Raw genomic sequence first — 19488 nt, forward strand, 5'->3', positions numbered from 1 at the left:
GTATATTAAATGTTACATTTGATATTTCGTGGTTTTATCAAGGTATTGAGGATTTTAAAAGTGTAGTAATAAGAAATTTGATAGTCAGGATTATATGTCTTAGTGGAATTTTTATTTTTATAAAGACAGCAAATGATACGTGGAAATATGTACTGATTTTGATGCTGGCCCAGATTTTAGGAAGTCTTTCGATGTGGCGAGTGATGCCTCAATACATATGCTTTGTGAAAAGAATTAATCCATTTGACGGGTTTAAGGATATTTTATTGATTTTTTTACCATCTATTGCAATTCAAGTATATACGATTCTTGATAAGAGTATGATTGGATGGATTACTGGTTCAGATTATGCTAATGGTTGTTATGAACAATCAGAGAGAATCGCGCGCCTTGCAATGACTGTTGTAACTTCTATAGGTACGGTTGTTCTTCCACGAGTAGCTAATCTGTTTCAAAAGTCTAATCTTGATGAAGCAAAAAGATATGTATATCAGGCATTTCGGGTTGTGTGGCTGCTTGCGATTCCTATTATGTTTGGTTTGATGGGGGTTTCATCGGTATTTATACCTTTATTTCTGGGATCTGGCTTTGATGATGCAATAGGGCTGTTGTGTATTTTTTCCATTTTAGTATTGGTTGTGAGTTTAGCATATGTGACTGGAATATCTTATCTGATACCTACCAAACAGCAAAATGTTTATACCGCAGCAGTTACTATAGCGGCAATTGTAAATTTCTGTATGAATCTTATATTGATTCCAAGAGTCGGAGTGTTTGGCGCAGCAATTGCATCAATTGTAGCGGAAACAATAGGAACTGCTATTCAAATTATATATTGTATATCAAAGAAACAATTGAATGCCAAACAGATTTTTGTGCCTTGTTGGAAGTATCTCTTATCTGGAAGTATCATGCTATTGTTTGTAGAGACATTGAAAACGAAGTTCTCAGGCGGTATTGTTTCATTATGTGTTCTGATTTGTACAGGCGGATTGAGTTATGTTGGTGTTTTATTAATATTAAGAGATAGATTTTTCATTGACAATATAAACAAGATTTTAAAAAGGAAGTAATAGAAATGGGACAGATAAAAGTAACAAAAGCATCAATTGAAGGATTATATGTGATTGAGCCTGCTGTTCACGGAGATGAACGAGGCTACTTCATGGAAACATATAATCTTAATGATATGAAAGAAGCTGGGCTTAATCTGCATTTTGTTCAAGACAATCAAAGTATGAGTACTAAGGGGGTATTACGAGGACTTCATTTTCAAAAACAATATCCGCAAGGTAAACTTGTAAGGGTTATCAGAGGATCTGTATTTGATGTTGCAGTTGATTTAAGAGCTAACAGTAGAACATATGGACAGTGGTATGGTGTTGAACTTACTGAAAAAAACAAAAAACAATTTTATATTTCTGAAGGATTCGCGCATGGATTCTTGGTGTTAAGTGACATGGCAGAGTTTTGTTATAAATGTACCGATTTTTATCATCCAGGAGATGAAGGTGGTCTTGCATGGAATGATCCTGAGATTGGAATTACTTGGCCGGAATTGAAGGGAGAATATAACGGTACAGCATCTGGAAAAGGATATACGTTGAATGATGGAACGAAGCTTAATTTGTCAGATAAAGATCAAAAATGGCAGAGACTTAAAGAAACATTCAAATTTTAGTTTCATTTTATGATAAATGAAGAAAGGCATAAAATATGAAAGTTGCAGTAGCAGGAACAGGATATGTTGGTTTATCCATAGCGACATTGTTATCACAGCATCATGAAGTAATGGCAGTTGATATTATTCCGAAAAAAATAGAAAAAATTAATAAGAGAATCAGTCCGATTCAGGATGAGTATATTGAGAAGTACTTAACAGAAAAAGAATTAAATTTGACAGCTACACTGGATGCAGAGGAGGCATATAAGGATGCGGATTTTGTTGTCATTGCCGCTCCGACGAATTATGATAGTAAGAAGAATTTCTTTGATACTTCTGCAGTAGAGGCAGTTATTAAGCTAGTGATTCAGTATAATCCGGATGCGGTAATGATCATTAAGTCTACGATCCCAGTTGGTTTTACAGCCAGTGTCAGAGAGAAGTATCATTGTGACAATATTATTTTCAGTCCAGAGTTTCTTAGGGAATCAAAGGCGCTATATGATAATTTATATCCATCCAGAATTATCGTGGGAACTGATGTACAGAACGCAAGGCTTGTAAAGGCAGCCAATACTTTTGCAGGAATGTTGCAGGAAGGTGCAATTAAAGAAAACATTGATACTTTGATTATGGGATTCACTGAAGCAGAGGCGGTTAAACTTTTTGCAAATACATATCTGGCACTGAGGGTATCTTATTTTAATGAACTTGACACTTATGCTGAGATGAAAGGACTGAATACACAGCAGATTATTAACGGAGTATGTCTGGATCCGCGTATTGGTTCTCATTATAATAATCCATCCTTTGGATATGGTGGATATTGTTTGCCGAAAGACACGAAGCAGCTTTTGGCAAACTATGAAGATGTTCCACAGAATATGATGTCTGCCATTGTAGAATCTAACAGAACGAGGAAAGACTTTATTGCCGACAGAGTTTTACAGAAGGCAGAATACTATGCTTATGGTGATGAAAATACTTATGATGTTTCAATGGAAAAAGAGGTTGTAATTGGTGTATATCGTCTTACCATGAAATCAAATTCAGATAATTTCCGTCAGTCTTCTATACAAGGTGTGATGAAGCGCATTAAAGCCAAAGGTGCCACCATTATTGTTTATGAACCGACATTAGAGGACGGGACAACATTTTTTGGAAGTAAAATTGTAAATGATCTTGAGGCATTTAAAGAGCAGAGTCAGGCGATTATTGCAAATAGATATGATAAATGTCTGGATGATGTAAAAGAACGAGTATACACAAGAGATATCTTTTACAGAGATTAAAAGATAAGTTATAAATTTAAATGGATATTTATAAAACAATTACTAAGCACAATCCTAGTTGGGGAATAACAGGGGGTTGTTGGTTTTTCGTATTTTTATTGTGTTTTAGCCGGATCATAAAACAGTCATACAAAAGTAACAGAATTAACTTTTCACAAAGTCTGGCGTATATCGCAATTTATATATTTCTTTGGACGGTATTGGAGTCTACAGTTTTTACTCGCATTCCACAGGCATATCCTCAATATGAACTTCATATATTCTGGTCCTGGAAAGCATTTTTTGTATATCATGACAATGAGATGCTGAAGGAAAATATTCTAAATTGCATATTATTGATGCCGTATGGCTGTTTATTGCCAGGTGCTTTAGATAAGAGAATCAGCTGGAAAAGAGGTTTGGTGATTGGAATGGGAACATCGTTTGTGATAGAACTATTGCAGTTGATCACCTGCCGAGGATTGTTTGAGTTTGATGATATTATCCACAATGGGGTTGGATGTATGATGGGAGCTGTTTTGGGTTCCTGGTGTTGGCTGAGAATGCTAAAGAAATTTAAAATGCTCAGGAAGCCTCACGCTTCCTGAGCATTTTCTCAAATTATCATTTCTCCCGCAATTTCAGAACATCCTCAAGTGGCAGCCCTGAAAACCTGCTGATATCCTCAGGTGAGAATCTGAAATCCTCTAGCATGCGCTGTGCAGTAAGTAAAGCATGTTCCTGAAGACCCTGGATGCGACCTTGGGATAGGCCTTGAGATAGACCTTCGGCGCGTGCATCATCACACATTTCCTGAACAGCCTGGCACATATTAATGCTCCTTTATGTTTCTGTGAAACATAAATTGATACCTTACTATTTCTTCTGTAATTTGAGTACTTCCGTAAGGGGAAGTCCTGAATATTTGGAGATATCCTCAGGAGAGAACCTGGAATCCTGCAGCATGCGCTGTGCAGTAAGTAAAGCATGTTCCTGAAGACCTTGGGATAGACCCTGGGCGCGACCTTGGGATAGGCCTTGAGATAGACCTTCGGCGCGTGCATCATTGCACATTTCCTGAACAGCCTGACACATATTAACACTCCCTTCTGTTTCTGTGAAACGTAAATGGATACCGGTTATGGAGTCAATGACCCGGGCTGCTTTGAGCTCGAGTGACCGGAAGCCGGGGTTATGTGATGTAAGCTCCTGAAGCTTCCGTTTATCTTTGGAATATTTGATGAAGAGCATGACTTCTTTGAGATTGCTCTGGAGTTTGTCAAGTTCTTCATCCTTTATCTCGGCAGGTGAGAAAAGATTGATCCGATAATCCGGTACCATAGACAGGATCTCGGGGTCCTGGATAGAGAGCATTTCGTGGAGGCTTCTGGGAGCTTTCCAGGTGTCGGGACCGAAGTACACGACTGTGGTTATGACCGGGATGAGCCGGTCATCCTTGTAGAAGCCGGTGAGATATTCTCCGGATGTGGAGGGCCATTGTTTTGCTTCTCTGTGTGATCTGGCGGAATTTTCCACCTGTCCTGCGTATTCTAATGCATCATAGACCATGTTTTTGACCGGCATTGCGAAGTGGGGTTCCGACTGGTTCTCAATCCCAAGGAGAAGATAAATTCTTGAATCATCACGCATAACATTAAGAGATTTGAATTCGTCCCGGAATTTCTGGACGGGAACTTCTGAAGTGCCGGATCCGTAGGGGACAGCGAGAGCTGTGGTATCCAGTGGATGAAGCGTGTCAGGGTCTATGACGTTTTTTCCTTTGTACAGCATATGGTTGAACACATCCGCAAAAACGCGGTTGTCAGCCATGTAATCTTTGGTGATGGTATCCTTTGTACCCATAGGTTTCACCACCTTCGATCTTGTTATGTGATCAGAGTTATTTTATCATCTGATCCATTTTAAGGGTAACATAGTTTATTGCTTTTGGAAAGAGGATTTTGTGAAAAAGCTTCAGAGCTGCACAGGTAAAGCGGATATGTTTGTCGAACGGAATCGAAATAAATCAATAGACAAAAAGAGCGTATTGTGCTACTCTGAAAGCACGAATCACGTGGCAATTGGCATATTTATATGTGATTTTTCGCATTGAAAGGGAGTGGAACGCGGAATATAAAGAGACCGAAGCTACCGGTGGGAATCGAGAATTTTCAGAAAATTCGTCAGGCGGGTTTTTATTATGTAGATAAGACCAGGCTTATCGAACAACTGATCGATCAGTGGGGGAAAGTAAATCTGTTTACAAGACCTCGGCGTTTTGGGAAAACATTGAATATGAGTATGCTTCGTTGTTTCTTCGAGATCGGGGCAGATGAAGCTCTGTTTGAAGGTCTTTATATTTCCCGGAAACAAGAACTGTGTGAACAGTATATGGGGAAATTTCCGGTAGTGTTTTTATCGCTGAAGAATGTTGATGGACTTACCTTTGAGAATGCGCGCTATCAGCTGACAGAACTGGTAGGCAGAGAGGCCAGTCGTTTTCTGTTTTTATTGGAGAGTGACAGACTGACAGAAACGGATAAAGATATATATCGTACATTGATCTCTGTAGAGAATGGCAGATATTCTATGGATGAAAATATCCTTTCTTCTGCGCTGCAGATATTGTCTCAGCTGCTGCATAAGCATTATGGGCAGAAGACGATCATTTTTATAGATGAATATGATGTTCCTCTGGATAAGGCTTTTCAGCATGGCTATTATAAAGAAATGGTGTTCATGATACGCGGTGTGTTCGGACAGGGACTTAAGACTAACGATTCTCTGTATTTTGCAGTATTAACAGGGTGTCTTCGCGTGTCTAAAGAGAGTATTTTTACAGGACTTAATAACTTCAAAGTGCTTTCGATCACGGATCATCGATTTGATGAGCATTTTGGTTTTACAGATGATAAGGTCTGCAGATTGCTTACAGCATATGGCAGGGAGGATCATCTTTCCGAAACAAAGGGATGGTATGATGGATATCATTTTGGAAATACGGATGTGTACTGCCCATGGGATGTGATCAATCATGTAGATTGTTTGTGTGGGAATCCGGATGCGGAGCCGCAGTCTTACTAGATCATACATTAGGACCAATAGATCCGAGTTTACATACCCCATTGAATCCCAGGTTGCAGGATGGAGGCATATATCCGGTAAGTGTAGAGGCTGTTAAAGGATATCTTGAATTTGCAAAAAATGAAATGCAGATTGATGATACAGCGTCCCTTGCAAGTATTTTTGAAAAGTTGACAGATTTTGTACATCCTTTGGTTTTGGGGGAAGTTTACCGTTCCAAGGCTCAGTTTCAAATGATGGCAGAGAAATTACTTCAAAATCAGGTTAGAGATCCGGAAAAGATTAAGAAGATCATAGCATTTCTGTGCAGCGAATCTGGAAGTCATGATTATACTATTAACAGACGGGAAGCTAAGGATGAACTGGGATTAAATATTATAAAACCATCCGAGACACAATATAAAATCATCAAAAAGATTTATGATGATATAAACGAAGAATTGATGTTTAGCAAACCATTTTTACTAACGGAAGTGAATGGTGCATATGTGGTGCGTAGAGGCCTGTTGGAAAGTATAGTTGGAGGAGCGGATTATTTTTCAACAGAAGGGACTGTTATCCGGGGAACTTTGCCAGATGGATAGATTGCTGTTTAAAACAGAGTGAATTTTGAAGGCTGGAGGCATGACTGTTTAATAGAAAAAATGCAGGTACAGTCAAGCAATAGAATGGAGGATATTGTTTATGAAAGAGGTAGTGAATTCCAAACATAATACTGCAGTTACAACATCATATACTGCATATCATGCAATTACTACGTCTGCAATACCTACCGATACAGAAAAATATGTTATTGTAAATCCAGAAGAATCGATTAATATTGATGTTAATGAAGAGGGAAAGTATTCTGTATTTGATATTGCAAACTGGTTTTTGACTAAAGGACAGATGACTCATAAAAAATTGCAGAAATTATGTTATTATGCACAGGCCTGGTGTTATGCTTTGAAAGGTTTTCGACTTATGAATACAGATTTTCAGGCTTGGGTACATGGACCGGTTTCTCCTGCATTATGGGAGCGTTTTAAGGCATTTGGATATGATACGATTTGTATAAAAGAGAAGGTTGCTCTGAAGATATCAGATGATGATATTCGATTGTTGGAAGATGTGTGGGATACGTATGGAGAGAGCACTGGCAATGCGCTTGAGACACTTACACATAGAGAATTACCCTGGATAGAAGCTCGGAGAGGATATGAACCAGAGGAGAGATGTACAGTTATCATTTCTCCTGAAACGATGGCATCTTACTATAAGGCTATTTATTGTGGTGATTAATAATGGCAAAATTAACGGAAAAACAAAATCGGGAAGTACCTTTTGAATTGTGTTTTAAATATCATTTGGAGAATGGGTATACATTTAAGGAACTTACACCGGAAAATGTGAAACAGTTTCAAATATTTTTGAACAAGGTTTCTCAAATGACAGTCACACAGGTAGATAAAGCGTATTCGCATAAACCAGATACGGATGATGTGTATAATGGAATGCAGGTATATCATTATGCAGTAACTGAGGTATTTCGTATACATGTTGTTATAGAAGCAGGATATTATAAGATCATACGATTGGACCCAAGACATAAAGTACATAGAAGTTAACGGAATAAAATATATTATAGTAATAAAAACAAGATATATTGATGCATAAGGATAATGCGGAAATAACATTGTCCTTATACATTAATATATAAGATAAGTTATAAATATCAGCACACAAAGGAGAGCAAGAAATGGGAAAATATTTTGGTACAGATGGATTCCGTGGGGAGGCGGGTGTTTCGTTGACAGCGGATCATGCATTTAAGATCGGGCGTTTTCTGGGATGGTATTATAATGAGCTGCGCAGAAGAGCGGGGGAGACGGCTGCGGCCAGGATCGTGATCGGCAAGGATACCCGACGTTCCAGCTATATGTTTGAGTATTCACTGGTTGGAGGACTGGTGGCGTCCGGAGCGGATGCTTATCTTCTCCACGTGACAACAACACCGTCTGTGGCTTATGTTGCCCGTACCGATGGCTTTGACTGTGGTATTATGATCTCTGCCAGCCATAATCCCTATTATGATAACGGGATCAAGCTGATTAATGGCCAGGGTGAGAAGATGGAAGAGGAGATCATCGCGCTGGTGGAGGATTATCTGGATGACCGTCTTCAGCTGTTCGGACAGAAATGGCGTGAGATTCCTTTTACAAAGGGCGGTGAAATCGGCAGGACGGTGGATTATTCTGCAGGCCGGAACCGTTACATAGGATATCTGATCTCCCTGGGAGTATATTCCTTTAAGGGAATGAGGATTGGTCTGGACTGTGCCAACGGAAGTGCATGGAATATCGCAAAGGCGGTTTTTGATGCGCTGGGAGCGAAGACTTATGTGATCAATGCTGAGCCGGATGGTACCAATATCAATAACAATGCCGGTTCCACCCATATCGAGGGTCTTCAGAAGCTTGTAGTGGAGAAGGGGCTGGATGTTGGTTTTGCCTACGACGGAGATGCGGACCGCTGTCTCTGTGTGGATGAGAAGGGAAATGTGGTCAGCGGAGATGCGATCCTCTATGTGTACGGTCGTTACATGAAGGAGCGCGGAAAGCTTCTCACCAATACGGTTGTAACTACGGTAATGTCCAATTTTGGCCTTTACAAGGCTTTTGATGCTCTTGATATCGAGTATGCGAAGACAGCAGTAGGGGATAAATATGTTTATGAATATATGATGCAGAATGGCTGCCGTATTGGTGGTGAGCAGTCCGGGCATATTATTTTTTCCAAGTATGCATCTACCGGGGATGGCATCCTTACAAGTCTGAAGATGATGGAAGTTATAATGGCAAGGAAGAAAAAGCTCAGTGAGCTTACCGCTGATCTGGCGATCTATCCCCAGGTTCTTGAGAACGTGCGTGTCCATGACAAGGCAGCAGCGCAGGCAGATGTGGATGTGCAGGCAGCAGTAGAGCGTGTGGCTGAGGCGCTTGGAGACACCGGAAGGATCCTGGTGAGAGAATCCGGCACAGAACCTCTGCTCCGTGTTATGGTTGAGGCAGAGAGTGAGGAACTTTGCAGAAAATATGTGGACCAGGTGGTTGAGATCGTCCGTAAGAAGGGGCATGTGGCAGAGTGATGTCCTGGATGCAGACCGCAGGTGTCTGAAGAACGGAGCAGTCAGAAGAATATAAAAATGCAATAAGAGGAGAAAAAAATCATGTGTGGAATTGTAGGTTTTACAGGCAGGCATCAGGCAGCACCCATCCTTCTGGACGGGCTTTCCAAACTGGAATACAGAGGATATGATTCCGCCGGCATCGCAGTGCGTGACGGGGAAAAGGATATCGAGATCATTAAGGCGAAGGGCCGTCTGAAGGTCCTTCTGGAGAAAACAAACGCAGGTGAATCTGTTCCGGGTATGTGCGGAATCGGTCATACCCGCTGGGCAACTCACGGAGAACCATCAGAGGTCAATGCCCATCCTCATGTCAGTGATAACGGAAATGTGGCAGCTGTGCATAACGGCATTATCGAGAATTACCAGGAGCTGAAGGAGAAGCTTCTCCGCAGGGGATATTCTTTTTATTCTTCCACAGATACGGAGGTTGCTGTGAAGCTGGTGGATTATTACTACCAGAAATACGGCGGATCTCCGGTTGAGGCAGTGCGTCATGCAATGGTGCGTATCCGTGGTTCCTATGCGCTGGCAATGATGTTCCGGGATTATCCGGAAGAGATCTTTGTAGCGAGAAAAGACAGCCCTATGATCCTGGGTGTGGAGAATGGAGAATCCTATATCGCATCGGATGTTCCTGCGATCCTGAAGTATACAAGAAATGTTTATTATATCGGAAATCTGGAGCTGGCATGTGTAAAACCGGGTGAGATCACTTTTTACAATCTGGATGGTGAGGAGATCGAGAAGGAGCCTAAGATCATTGAGTGGGATGCAGAGGCAGCGGAGAAAGCCGGTTTTGAGCATTTCATGATGAAGGAGATCCATGAGCAGCCGAAGGCAGTCGCAGATACACTGAATTCCGTTATCCGGGAGGACAAGCTGGATCTGACGGAGATCGGTCTGGATGATGAGAGAATCCGCAGCATCAGCCAGGTTTATATCGTGGCCTGCGGCTCTGCTTACCATGTGGGAATGGCTGCACAGTATGTGATTGAGGATCTTGCAGGTATTCCGGTGCGTGTGGAGCTTGCTTCGGAGTTCCGTTACCGGAAGCCGCTTCTGGATCCTGACGGCCTGGCAGTGATCATCAGTCAGTCCGGTGAGACTGCGGACAGTCTGGCTGCGCTTCGGGAATGTAAGGAGAAGGGGATCCGCACGCTGGCTATTGTCAATGTGGTCGGCTCTTCCATTGCAAGAGAGGCGGATCATGTATTCTACACACTTGCAGGACCGGAGATCTCGGTTGCTACCACCAAGGCGTACAGTACACAGCTGATCGCTTCCTATGTGCTGGCATTGCAGATGGCACTGGTCCGCGGAAAGATCTCAGAGGAGCAGTGTGAGTCCTACATTAAGGAACTGAAGACACTTCCGGACAAGATCGGCAGGATCATCGAGGATAAGGAAAGGCTTCAGTGGTTTGCCTCCAAGCAGGCCAATGCAAAGGATATCTTTTTTATCGGAAGAGGGATCGATTATGCCATCAGCCTTGAGGGCAGCCTTAAGATGAAGGAGATCAGCTACATTCATTCTGAGGCGTATGCGGCTGGCGAGCTGAAGCATGGCACCATTTCCCTGATCGAGGACGGCACCCTTGTGATCGGTGTCCTGACACAGCCGGAGCTTTATGAGAAAACAGTCAGCAACATGGTGGAGTGCAGAAGCCGTGGGGCGTATCTGATGGGGCTTACTACGTTTGGAAACTATAATATCGAGGATACTGCAGATTTTACGGTTTATATCCCGAAAACAGATCCGCATTTTGCAACTTCGCTGGCAGTGATCCCGCTGCAGCTTCTGGGCTACTATGTCAGTGTAAATAAAGGTCTGGATGTGGATAAGCCGAGAAATCTTGCCAAGAGTGTTACCGTGGAATAAGGATATCTGTTTCATGGAAGGAACATTTTAGAGGCAGTTCCGTGACATCGTGAGAGCATAAAAGGATCATGATATCACGGAACTGTTTTTGCATTTGGCGATTTACGATATTTCTTGCTTTTATCAGTAAAAAAGCGTAAAATGATTAGGATATTTGAATCTGTACAGAGAGTGTCCATATGAAATATTCTCTGTACCATCAAAAATGGAGGATTGCATATGAGAAAAATGGGAAAACATATCCCAGGGCTGATCGTGACGCTTGTGGTTTTGATCACAGCAATCGTATTTGCGGTCATGCTTCTGAATATGAAGGTGATCCCGACGAAGTTCATTGCAGTGATCGGACTGGTAATGCTGGTCCTGATCGTGATCGTCGGAGCGCTTGTATGGAGTACGGATGGTAAGATAAGATTTGTAGTGGGAGTGATCCTGGCAGCAGTTTTTGCAGCAGTATTTATTCTCGGAAGTATGTATGTTTATAAGACACATTCCACACTGGCAGGGATTTCCGGTGTGAACACAGAGGTTACGGAGGTCGGCATTTATGTCCGTGCAGATGATTCTGCAGATTCCATAGAGGCTACAGCAGATTATGTGTATGGTGTGCTGACAGATCTTGACAGAGCCAATTCGGACAAGGCTATCCAGGAGGTGGATTCCGAGACAGGCAAGACTGTGCAGGTCCAGGAGTATGCAGGACTTACAGAGCTGGTTGACGGTCTTCTGAACGGACAGACAGGTGCGATCGTGCTGAACAGCGCATATTTAAGCGTTATTGAAGAGATGGATGGATATTCCGATATTTCTTCCAGGATCAAAGAGCTGACCGTGAAGAAGGTGGAGACGACCATTGAGCCCCAGGAGACAGAGGCGAAGGCTGAAGAGAATACCAATGACGGTTCTATATATACCATCTTTATCAGTGGTATCGACAGCCGCAGCGGCCTTGTTGCAAAGAGCCGAAGCGATTCCAATATCATTGCTACGGTAAATACAGCTACCAGACAGGTGCTTCTGGTTTCCACACCTCGTGATTATTTTGTACCGCTTTCTATTTCAGGCGGACAGAGAGATAAGCTGACACATGCAGGTATCTATGGTATCAATGTATGTATGGATACTCTGGGTATGCTTTATAATGAGGATATCAACTATTATTTCCGTATCAACTTTGCGGGATTTGAGCAGCTGATCAATGCGCTTGGCGGAGTTACTGTTTATTCTGACTATGACTTTGATTCCAAGAATGAGACAGGATATCACTTCAATCAGGGAGAAAACTACCTGAACGGTGAGCAGGCTCTGGTATTCAGCCGTGAGCGTTATGCCTTTAAAGAGGGCGACCGTCAGCGTGGCAAGAACCAGATGGCAGTGATCAAGGGTGTGATCAACAAGGCTCTTTCACCGGAGCTTCTGAAGAATTATTCTTCTGTTCTTTCCAGCATCCAGGGATGCTTTGAGACCAATATCTCCTATGAGGAGATCGCCAGACTGCTCCAGCAGCAGCTGAACAACGGCGGTGACTGGAACATCGTAAGCTACAGTGTAAATGGTACCGGTGACACACAGAAGCCGTACTCCATGAGCCAGAAGGCTTACGTTATGATCCCGGATGAGTCTACCGTTCAGAAGGCGGAGGCCATGATGAAGAAGGTTCGTGACGGAGAGACTGTTTCCCAGGAGGAGGCAGACAGTGCAACATCAGTGGCAGCAGCTACGGATAATGATGCACAGGCAGCTGCAGAGGGAAGTACAGCAGAAGCGCAGGGTGAGACTGCAGATGCCACACAGGATGGCACAGCAGATGCCCAGGCAGCAGACGGAACTGTTGCACAGTAGTAAGATAAACTTATTAAAATTTTAGCATAAGAACAGCCGGGGAAGCGTAAAGCTTTCCACCGGCTGTTTTTTCATGAGAAACAGAATGAAAAAAATCCACCGGCAATCGCCGATGGATTTTTTTTACAGGATCTCTTTCAGATATCTTTCCAGGGCATCCTGCCATGTTGGAAGTGGCTGGAAGCCGTTTTTTACAAGCTTGGATTTATCCAGGCGGCTGTTGAATGGACGTACAGCCTTGGAAACGCCGTACTCTGCAGTTGTGACAGGAGATACCTCTACTTTTTCGTATTCCTTGTGGCCGAGGGCAGCAGCCTGGCGGAAGATCTCTTTAGTGAAATCATACCAGCTGATGAAGCCGCCTTCGTTGGTTGCGTGATAGTAGCCGTATTTCTCTGTCTCGACCATGTCTACCAGAAGACGGGCAAGGTCGTAGGTATAGGTCGGAGTTCCGATCTGGTCACTGACTACGGTAAGCTTGTCATGGGTTTTTCCCAGATTTACCATGGTACGGATAAAGTTCTTGCCGTTTTTGCCGAATACCCATGCAATACGTACGATAAAGAATTTATCTACAGTGCCGGATACTGCCAGTTCACCGTCAAGCTTGGTCTGACCGTATACGTTCTGTGGAGCGTAGTCCTTGCAGTCCGGATCCCATGGTGTGGTTCCCTGGCCGTCAAAAACGTAGTCTGTGGAAATATACATCATCTTGATGCCAAGCTCCTTGCAGATGTCCGCAATGTTCTGTGTTCCTACAACATTGACAAGACGTACCTTTTCACGGTTTTCCTCGTCCTCTGCAGCGTCTACGGCTGTCCATGCGGCACAGTGTACCACTGCATCAGGCTTTACCTCACGGATGGTTTTTGCTACCGCTTCTTTATCTGTGATATCAAGCTGCACATAAGGCATGGTGGTAACAGGAGTACCATCAGCGATGCCGCTGTAGGAAGGAGCAATGTCACTTCCTACGCCTTCATGTCCACGGCCGGACAGTTCATTCATTACGTCATGGCCAAGCTGGCCGCCAACACCTGTTACGAAAAATCTCATGCTTTAACCTCCTCGCGGTTTCCATACATTTTTTCGTAGTAGTTCTGATACTCACCGGAGATGATGGTTTCCCACCATTCCTTGTTGTCAAGGTACCATTTGATGGTCTTTTTGATTCCATCTGCGAATTTTGTTTCAGGAAGCCATCCAAGCTCGTTGTGGATCTTGGTCGGGTCGATAGCGTAGCGCATGTCATGGCCTTTACGGTCTGCTACATGTGTGATCAGGCTTTCCGGTTTGCCAAGCTCCTTGCAGATCAGTTTTACGATATCGATGTTTTTCATCTCGTTATGTCCGCCTACATTGTAAACCTCGCCTACACGTCCTTTGTGGATGATCAGGTCGATGGCACGGCAGTGATCCTCAACATAGAGCCAGTCGCGGACATTTTCGCCCTTTCCGTAAACCGGGAGTGGTTTGTCGTTCAGAGCGTTGGCGATCATCAGAGGAATCAGCTTTTCCGGGAAGTGATACGGGCCGTAGTTGTTGGAGCAGCGGCTGATGGTCACAGGCAGGCCGTAGGTTCTGTGGTATGCGAGAACAAGAAGGTCAGCACCTGCTTTGGAGGAGCTGTACGGGCTGCTTGTATGGATCGGAGTTTCCTCTGTGAAGAAGAGGTCCGGTCTGTCAAGCGGAAGATCTCCGTAAACCTCGTCTGTGGAAACCTGATGATAACGCTGGATTCCGTATTTACGGCAGGCATCCATGAGAACAGCAGTACCCTTGATGTTGGTGTCAAGGAATACCTCCGGGTTTTCGATGGAACGGTCTACGTGGCTCTCAGCTGCGAAGTTTACCACGATGTCAGGATGCTCCTCCTCGAAAAGCTTGTAAACAGCGTCACGGTCTGTGATGCTTTCCTTTACAAAGAGGAAGTTCGGTTTGTCCATGACCGGTGCAAGAGTGGAAAGGTTTCCGGCATAGGTCAGGCAGTCCAGGCATACGATACGGTAATCCGGATGAGCCTCCATCATATGAAAAATAAAGTTGCTTCCGATAAATCCGGCGCCGCCGGTAACGATGATTGTCATAAAAAATCTCCTTTATAATAAATGATTGATCTTATGCGGATTCCGTCGAAACGGAGTCCGCAGGTAAATTCAGTGTCGGAAAATCAGATCGGCTTAGTGAAGCGCGTCCAGATATTTTCCGTCCAGAACATCCTTGAGATACTGGCCATACTGGTTTTTCTTAAGGATTTCGTAAACCTTGAGCACGTCCTCCTTTGTGATCCAGCCGTTTAAGTAAGCAATCTCCTCAAGGCATGCGATCTTGCGGTGCTGATGCTGCTCCATGGTTTTTACGAAGTTGGTTGCCTCTACAAGGCTTTCGTGTGTACCGGTATCCAGCCATGTGAAGCCCTGGCCCAGAAGCTCAACGTTCAGCTGTCCCTTCTCAAGGTAGATACGGTTCAGGTCTGTGATCTCAAGCTCGCCTCTTGCGCTTGGCTTCAGATTTTTTGCGTACTCTACAACCTTGTTGTCGTAGAAGTAGAGACCGGTTACACAGTAGTTGCTTTTGGGTTTTTCCGGTTTCTCTTCAATGGAAACCGCTTTTCCGTTCTGGTCGAATTCCACGATGCCGAAACGCTCCGGATCATCTACATAGTATCCGAAAACAGTGGCACCTTTGCCTGTTTCTGCATTGTCTACAGCAGCTTTCAGGCGCTTTTTGAGGCCATGTCCTGCGAAAATGTTGTCCCCAAGGACCATACATACGGTGTCGTTGCCGATGAATTCCTCGCCGATGATAAATGCCTGAGCAAGTCCGTCCGGGCTTGGCTGTACAGCATAGGTAAGGTTGACACCGAACTGATGGCCGTCACCGAGAAGCTCCTCAAATCTCGGGGTATCCTGCGGGGTGGAGATGATCAGGATATCACGGATGCCTGCGTTCATAAGAACAGACATAGGATAGTAGATCATCGGTTTGTCAAAGATCGGCAGAAGCTGTTTGGAGGTCACCATGGTAAGCGGGTAAAGACGTGTTCCGGAGCCTCCGGCTAAAATAATTCCTTTCATATGTTTTCTCCTTTGCGTGATGATGTGCAGCATAAGTCGTGCCTGCACATAACTTTGTTACTGTAACTGTATTATAAAAGGTGACGTAAGGTCACCTTCAAGAGCTTTTTTCATATTTTTTATTTTTGGCTATTTTTCACAAAGAAATACGCCGGCATCCTTGGTAATGCGGAATCCTTTGGCAGTTTTTCTGGCGGTGTAGGCCCGGAATTCCTTGTAACGGTCCAGGATATACTGATTCTGGTTGCCGTGGCAGGAGAGGACGTAGGAGATCAGCGGCTCCGCATCCTGGACCAGAAGGCAGTCTTCATAAGAAAGCCACTGAGCCTTTGGGAAAAAAGGCGCCAGGATACTCTGGCCGTTTTCACGTCCGAACCGCTCATAAAGCCGGTCTGCGGAAAGCACGATCCGTTCATCAAAATCCTGCACCAGCTGGCTGACCTCCTGCATATGTGCCTTTCCGTAAGCACTGCAGAGAAATCTTCCGCCGGGAGCGAGGACACGGCGGACTTCCTTCAGGACGGAAGGAATATCATCGCAGTAAAAAAGCACGTGATTGGCGATCACCAGATCAAAGCTTTCGTCCTTGCAGGGGATTTTTCTGCAGTCAAAGGCCCGGAATGCAAACCGGGTATCCGAGGAACCGATGGCTCGTCTGGCATCGCGGAGCATACCGCTGGAAATATCGGAAAGTGTGATGGAGATATCCTCCGGCAGAAGGGAAAGATTGTCGGTCCATAACGTTCCGTCCCCGCAGCCCAGCTCCAGAATACGAAGACCGGGTGAGATCCGGCATTGCTCAAAGATCCAGGGAAACCATCCCTGTTTGTTCTGGGAGTACAGGCTGTGGAGGTTGATCCTGGAGGAAATGTTGGTGGCATTCTGATACTGATTTTTGAGGCTTTTTTCCATGCCGGTCAGGTGGATCAGGTTCAGCATCTGGCTCCAGTCAATGGTGTGCTGTTCCTTTATCATCTGTGCAGTATCCTGGATCGCTTTTTCCACCAGCTGCATCTGTTCGATCCGGTCACGGACCAGACGAAGCTGGATATTCAGAGAATTCAGCATGAAATGATAATCGGAATCACCGATGGTCATTTCGCGGATGTCATCCAGGGAAAAGCCCAGGTATTTCAGAAGGAGGATCTGCTGAAGCCTTGCAAAATCCTCGTCTGTATAAAAACGTGCGCCGGATTCGGTGACGAGAGAGGGTTTCAGGATATCCTGTTTATCATAATAGCGGACAGTACGCAGAGTTACGTGTGCCATGCGTGCAAATTCGCCGGAAGAATAGTAGCCGTCTTTTTTCATAAAACATAGAATCCTTTCTGAGGAAATAACAAACATCCTGTCATAGAGGTCATAAAAGAATTATAATTCAGATCCGGAAGCCGTACAAGAGTAAAACGTATAAGAGTAAACCGTACAGGAGAAAAACAGCATTGACAAAATTCTGCTGGTTTGTTAGTATATCGTTTCGAAAAAAAGGGAACCCCGGAATCATATTTCCGGGATAAGCGTTCGATATAAAAAGGAGTAATTTTTATGCGAAACCGTACTCTGGATATGGTAAAGGCAATCTGTGCTTATGCAGTTGTGCTTCTTCACGTCCATTTTCCGGGAAATGCCGGAATCATAGCCAATGTACTTGCCAGATTTGCAGTACCTGTGTTTTTTATGGTATCCGGATATTTTTGTTTCCGTGGCGATGATACGGAATTTATAAGAACCGGAAAAAAGATCCGGCATGTTCTGAAGCTGATGCTTGTGGCATTTCCGGTCTGCTGTCTGTGGGAGCTGATCCAGAACCACATCGACGGAGCAAGCCAGAAGGAATGGCTGGAAGCCCTGGTTTCGGGGGAACATATCCGCCAGTTTCTTCTATATAATAACAGCTCTCAGGTGAAATGGCATCTGTGGTTTCTCCCGGCACTGCTCTATTGTTATCTTCTTTTTGCCCTGGCAGCAAGATTCCGGATTTGTAAGCAGGCATATGTTCTGATACCGGTGCTTCTTCTGATCCATTTCGGAATGGAGGAATTTTCAATCTTCCTGTTCCCGGAAAAGCATTTCCGTGTTATGCAGTTTCGAAACTATCTGTTTACCGGATTTCCGTTTTTTATGTTGGGACATCTGATACACAGACATCAGGAAAAGCTGGAAGCCTGGTTTGCCGGAAAAAAAGTGTTTCTTTTGTATGGCATGGTAGCTGGCGGCGGGATCGCAAGTCTGCTGGAATACCGGTATTTTGGCAAACTGGAATTGTTTCTGGGTTCAGTATTTATGGCTGTTGGCCTTTTTCTCATTGCGATCATGGGAAAGAATCGGAAAGTGCCCGAGCTTCCGGTAGCCATCGGTCAGAAATATACATTTTTTATTTATCTGTTCCATCTCTGTGTGGCGGATATCCTGAAGGATGTGGCTGTGGCAGCTGGAATTGAGAAAAATCTTTTATATCTGTGGATGAGACCGGTGATGGTCTGTGTTCTTGTGACTGCTGTGGCGGTAATGTATGGATATGGAATGAGGATCTGTCGGAAATAGAAGAGTTTATGGTATTTTCATATTTATGCGCTGTGATTTTGTACCAAAATATGCTAAAATATCCTTTATTGATAAGTCACAGCACCCACCCGGAGGATGCGGGGAAAGCGACTGGAATATCCCGCTTCAGGGTAAAAAATACTGAGACATGAAAGAAAAAGGAGATTTTTATGGATTTACAAAACAGAGCGGAGGCCGGCAGTGACGGACACGATGAGAGTGTACTGAATCCGGAGATGCCCAACGAAACTGATCTGACGAAGAAGGAACGCCGCCGGATCGAAAGAGAGAAACTGAAGGGAATGGGAACAGGGAAGAAGATTCAGTATATCTGGATGTATTATAAGATACATATGCTGTGCGTGCTTCTTGCCATTGGCGGAGTCTGCCTGGGAGTGAATATTTACCGGCACGCACAGATGAAGACGGTGCTTTCCATTGCGGTGGTGAATGCAGGGAATTACGACTCTGAGAAGGTGGAAGAGGATGTTCTGAAGACACTGGGAACAGAGGATAAATATGCAGAAGTCAGTGTGGCGCAGAATCTGATGACGGACGAGACAGGAGAGGATTTTGATTACTATGCCAGGATCGCATATGTGACGGAAATCCAGAGTGCTACCGTTGATATCCTGATCATGCCGAAGGAGCTCTATGAACATGAGAAAGACAGCGGAATGTATGCAGATCTCAGGGAAACGTTTGGAGATGAGGTGTTTGAGTCTCTGGGCGCTGTGGATGATCAGCATCTGGAGCTTGACGGCAGCAGTAGTGTTGCTCAGGAATTTGGACTGAGATATGATCCGGTGTGCATCTGCCTTCCGGGTAATGTGAAGAATAAGGATAATGCGTTGAAATGGATCCAGTCTGTTCTGAAATGATGGATCCATATGCTTAGCTGAGTACAGAGATAAATAAGGCCTCCGGTTCGTAACATAGGAACCGGAGGCCTTATTATAT

General features: G+C 44.1%; 17 protein-coding genes and 1 pseudogene. 13 read left to right on the forward strand and 5 right to left on the reverse strand.

Features of this window, described 5'->3' with window-relative positions; all coding sequences use genetic code 11:
• The 4 genes from NCY57_RS15205 to NCY57_RS15220 all read left to right on the forward strand — a co-directional run.
• The coding region (locus tag NCY57_RS15205) for an oligosaccharide flippase family protein (RefSeq protein ID WP_250789809.1) at positions 1–1073 on the forward strand (1073 nt) is incomplete at its 5' end.
• Between the two features lie 5 nt (positions 1074–1078).
• On the forward strand, positions 1079–1681 hold the full coding sequence (rfbC, locus tag NCY57_RS15210) for a dTDP-4-dehydrorhamnose 3,5-epimerase (protein WP_021651078.1): 603 nt from the start codon (positions 1079–1081) through the stop codon (positions 1679–1681).
• 35 nt (positions 1682–1716) lie between these two features.
• Positions 1717–2955: a nucleotide sugar dehydrogenase gene (locus NCY57_RS15215; RefSeq protein ID WP_021651079.1), complete on the forward strand. Its 1239-nt coding sequence runs from the start codon at positions 1717–1719 to the stop codon at positions 2953–2955.
• 20 nt (positions 2956–2975) lie between these two features.
• Positions 2976–3542 carry a VanZ family protein gene (locus tag NCY57_RS15220; protein ID WP_021651080.1) on the forward strand — a complete coding sequence of 189 codons (567 nt, stop codon included), beginning with the start codon at positions 2976–2978 and terminating at the stop codon, positions 3540–3542.
• Positions 3543–3810: 268 nt separating this feature from the next.
• On the opposite strand, the gene NCY57_RS15225 is transcribed toward NCY57_RS15220, so the two are convergent.
• The gene (locus NCY57_RS15225) at positions 3811–4797 is read right to left on the reverse strand and encodes an Rpn family recombination-promoting nuclease/putative transposase (protein WP_173739929.1); all 987 of its coding nucleotides are present in this window, start codon (positions 4795–4797) and stop codon (positions 3811–3813) included.
• Positions 4798–5067: 270 nt separating this feature from the next.
• On the opposite strand from NCY57_RS15225, the pseudogene NCY57_RS15230 reads away from it, so the two are divergent.
• From NCY57_RS15230 to NCY57_RS15260, 7 genes and pseudogenes are all read left to right on the forward strand, one after another.
• Positions 5068–6015, forward strand: a pseudogene (locus tag NCY57_RS15230) (AAA family ATPase); the annotation flags it as partial.
• Entirely contained in the window at positions 5982–6602 is a 621-nt protein-coding gene (locus tag NCY57_RS15235; protein ID WP_156906914.1) for a hypothetical protein, read from the forward strand. The pseudogene NCY57_RS15230 and the gene NCY57_RS15235, both read left to right, overlap by 34 nt.
• Positions 6603–6702: 100 nt before the next feature.
• The gene (locus NCY57_RS15240) at positions 6703–7299 is read left to right on the forward strand and encodes a Panacea domain-containing protein (protein ID WP_021651085.1); all 597 of its coding nucleotides are present in this window, start codon (positions 6703–6705) and stop codon (positions 7297–7299) included.
• A gap of 2 nt (positions 7300–7301) precedes the next feature.
• Positions 7302–7625 (forward strand): MAG6450 family protein, encoded by a 324-nt coding sequence (locus tag NCY57_RS15245; protein WP_021651086.1) that lies wholly within the window; start codon positions 7302–7304, stop codon positions 7623–7625.
• Positions 7626–7756: 131 nt separating this feature from the next.
• Complete coding sequence (glmM, locus tag NCY57_RS15250) at positions 7757–9145, forward strand: phosphoglucosamine mutase (protein ID WP_021651087.1); 1389 nt, start codon at positions 7757–7759, stop codon at positions 9143–9145.
• 81 nt (positions 9146–9226) lie between these two features.
• Positions 9227–11065, forward strand: a complete 1839-nt coding sequence (gene glmS, locus NCY57_RS15255) for a glutamine--fructose-6-phosphate transaminase (isomerizing) (RefSeq protein ID WP_173739928.1) — start codon at positions 9227–9229, stop codon at positions 11063–11065.
• A 219-nt stretch (positions 11066–11284) separates the two neighbouring features.
• Positions 11285–12907 (forward strand): LCP family glycopolymer transferase, encoded by a 1623-nt coding sequence (locus NCY57_RS15260; RefSeq protein WP_021651090.1) that lies wholly within the window; start codon positions 11285–11287, stop codon positions 12905–12907.
• Positions 12908–13030: 123 nt separating this feature from the next.
• Here the strand turns inward: NCY57_RS15260 and rfbD are convergent, their stop codons facing one another.
• The 4 genes from rfbD to NCY57_RS15280 form a co-directional block, all read right to left on the reverse strand.
• Entirely contained in the window at positions 13031–13963 is a 933-nt protein-coding gene (gene rfbD / locus NCY57_RS15265) for a dTDP-4-dehydrorhamnose reductase (protein ID WP_092069245.1), read from the reverse strand.
• Entirely contained in the window at positions 13960–14994 is a 1035-nt protein-coding gene (rfbB, locus tag NCY57_RS15270) for a dTDP-glucose 4,6-dehydratase (RefSeq protein WP_173739927.1), read from the reverse strand. Before rfbB ends, rfbD begins: the two co-directional genes overlap by 4 nt.
• Positions 14995–15087: 93 nt before the next feature.
• Positions 15088–15984, reverse strand: a complete 897-nt coding sequence (gene rfbA / locus NCY57_RS15275; protein WP_015525711.1) for a glucose-1-phosphate thymidylyltransferase RfbA — start codon at positions 15982–15984, stop codon at positions 15088–15090.
• Between the two features lie 129 nt (positions 15985–16113).
• Positions 16114–17295: a MerR family transcriptional regulator gene (locus NCY57_RS15280; RefSeq protein ID WP_021976536.1), complete on the reverse strand. Its 1182-nt coding sequence runs from the start codon at positions 17293–17295 to the stop codon at positions 16114–16116.
• Between the two features lie 234 nt (positions 17296–17529).
• Here NCY57_RS15280 and NCY57_RS15285 point away from each other — a divergent pair, with 234 nt between their 5' ends.
• Positions 17530–18528 (forward strand): acyltransferase, encoded by a 999-nt coding sequence (locus NCY57_RS15285; protein WP_237971549.1) that lies wholly within the window; start codon positions 17530–17532, stop codon positions 18526–18528.
• Between the two features lie 170 nt (positions 18529–18698).
• Positions 18699–19409, forward strand: a complete 711-nt coding sequence (locus NCY57_RS15290) for a hypothetical protein (RefSeq protein ID WP_173739926.1) — start codon at positions 18699–18701, stop codon at positions 19407–19409.
• Positions 19410–19488: the final 79 nt, after the last annotated feature.

It is taken from the genome of Blautia sp. MB18-30 (assembly GCF_023669475.1).
GTDB lineage: Bacteria > Bacillota > Clostridia > Lachnospirales > Lachnospiraceae > Blautia_A > Blautia_A fusiformis.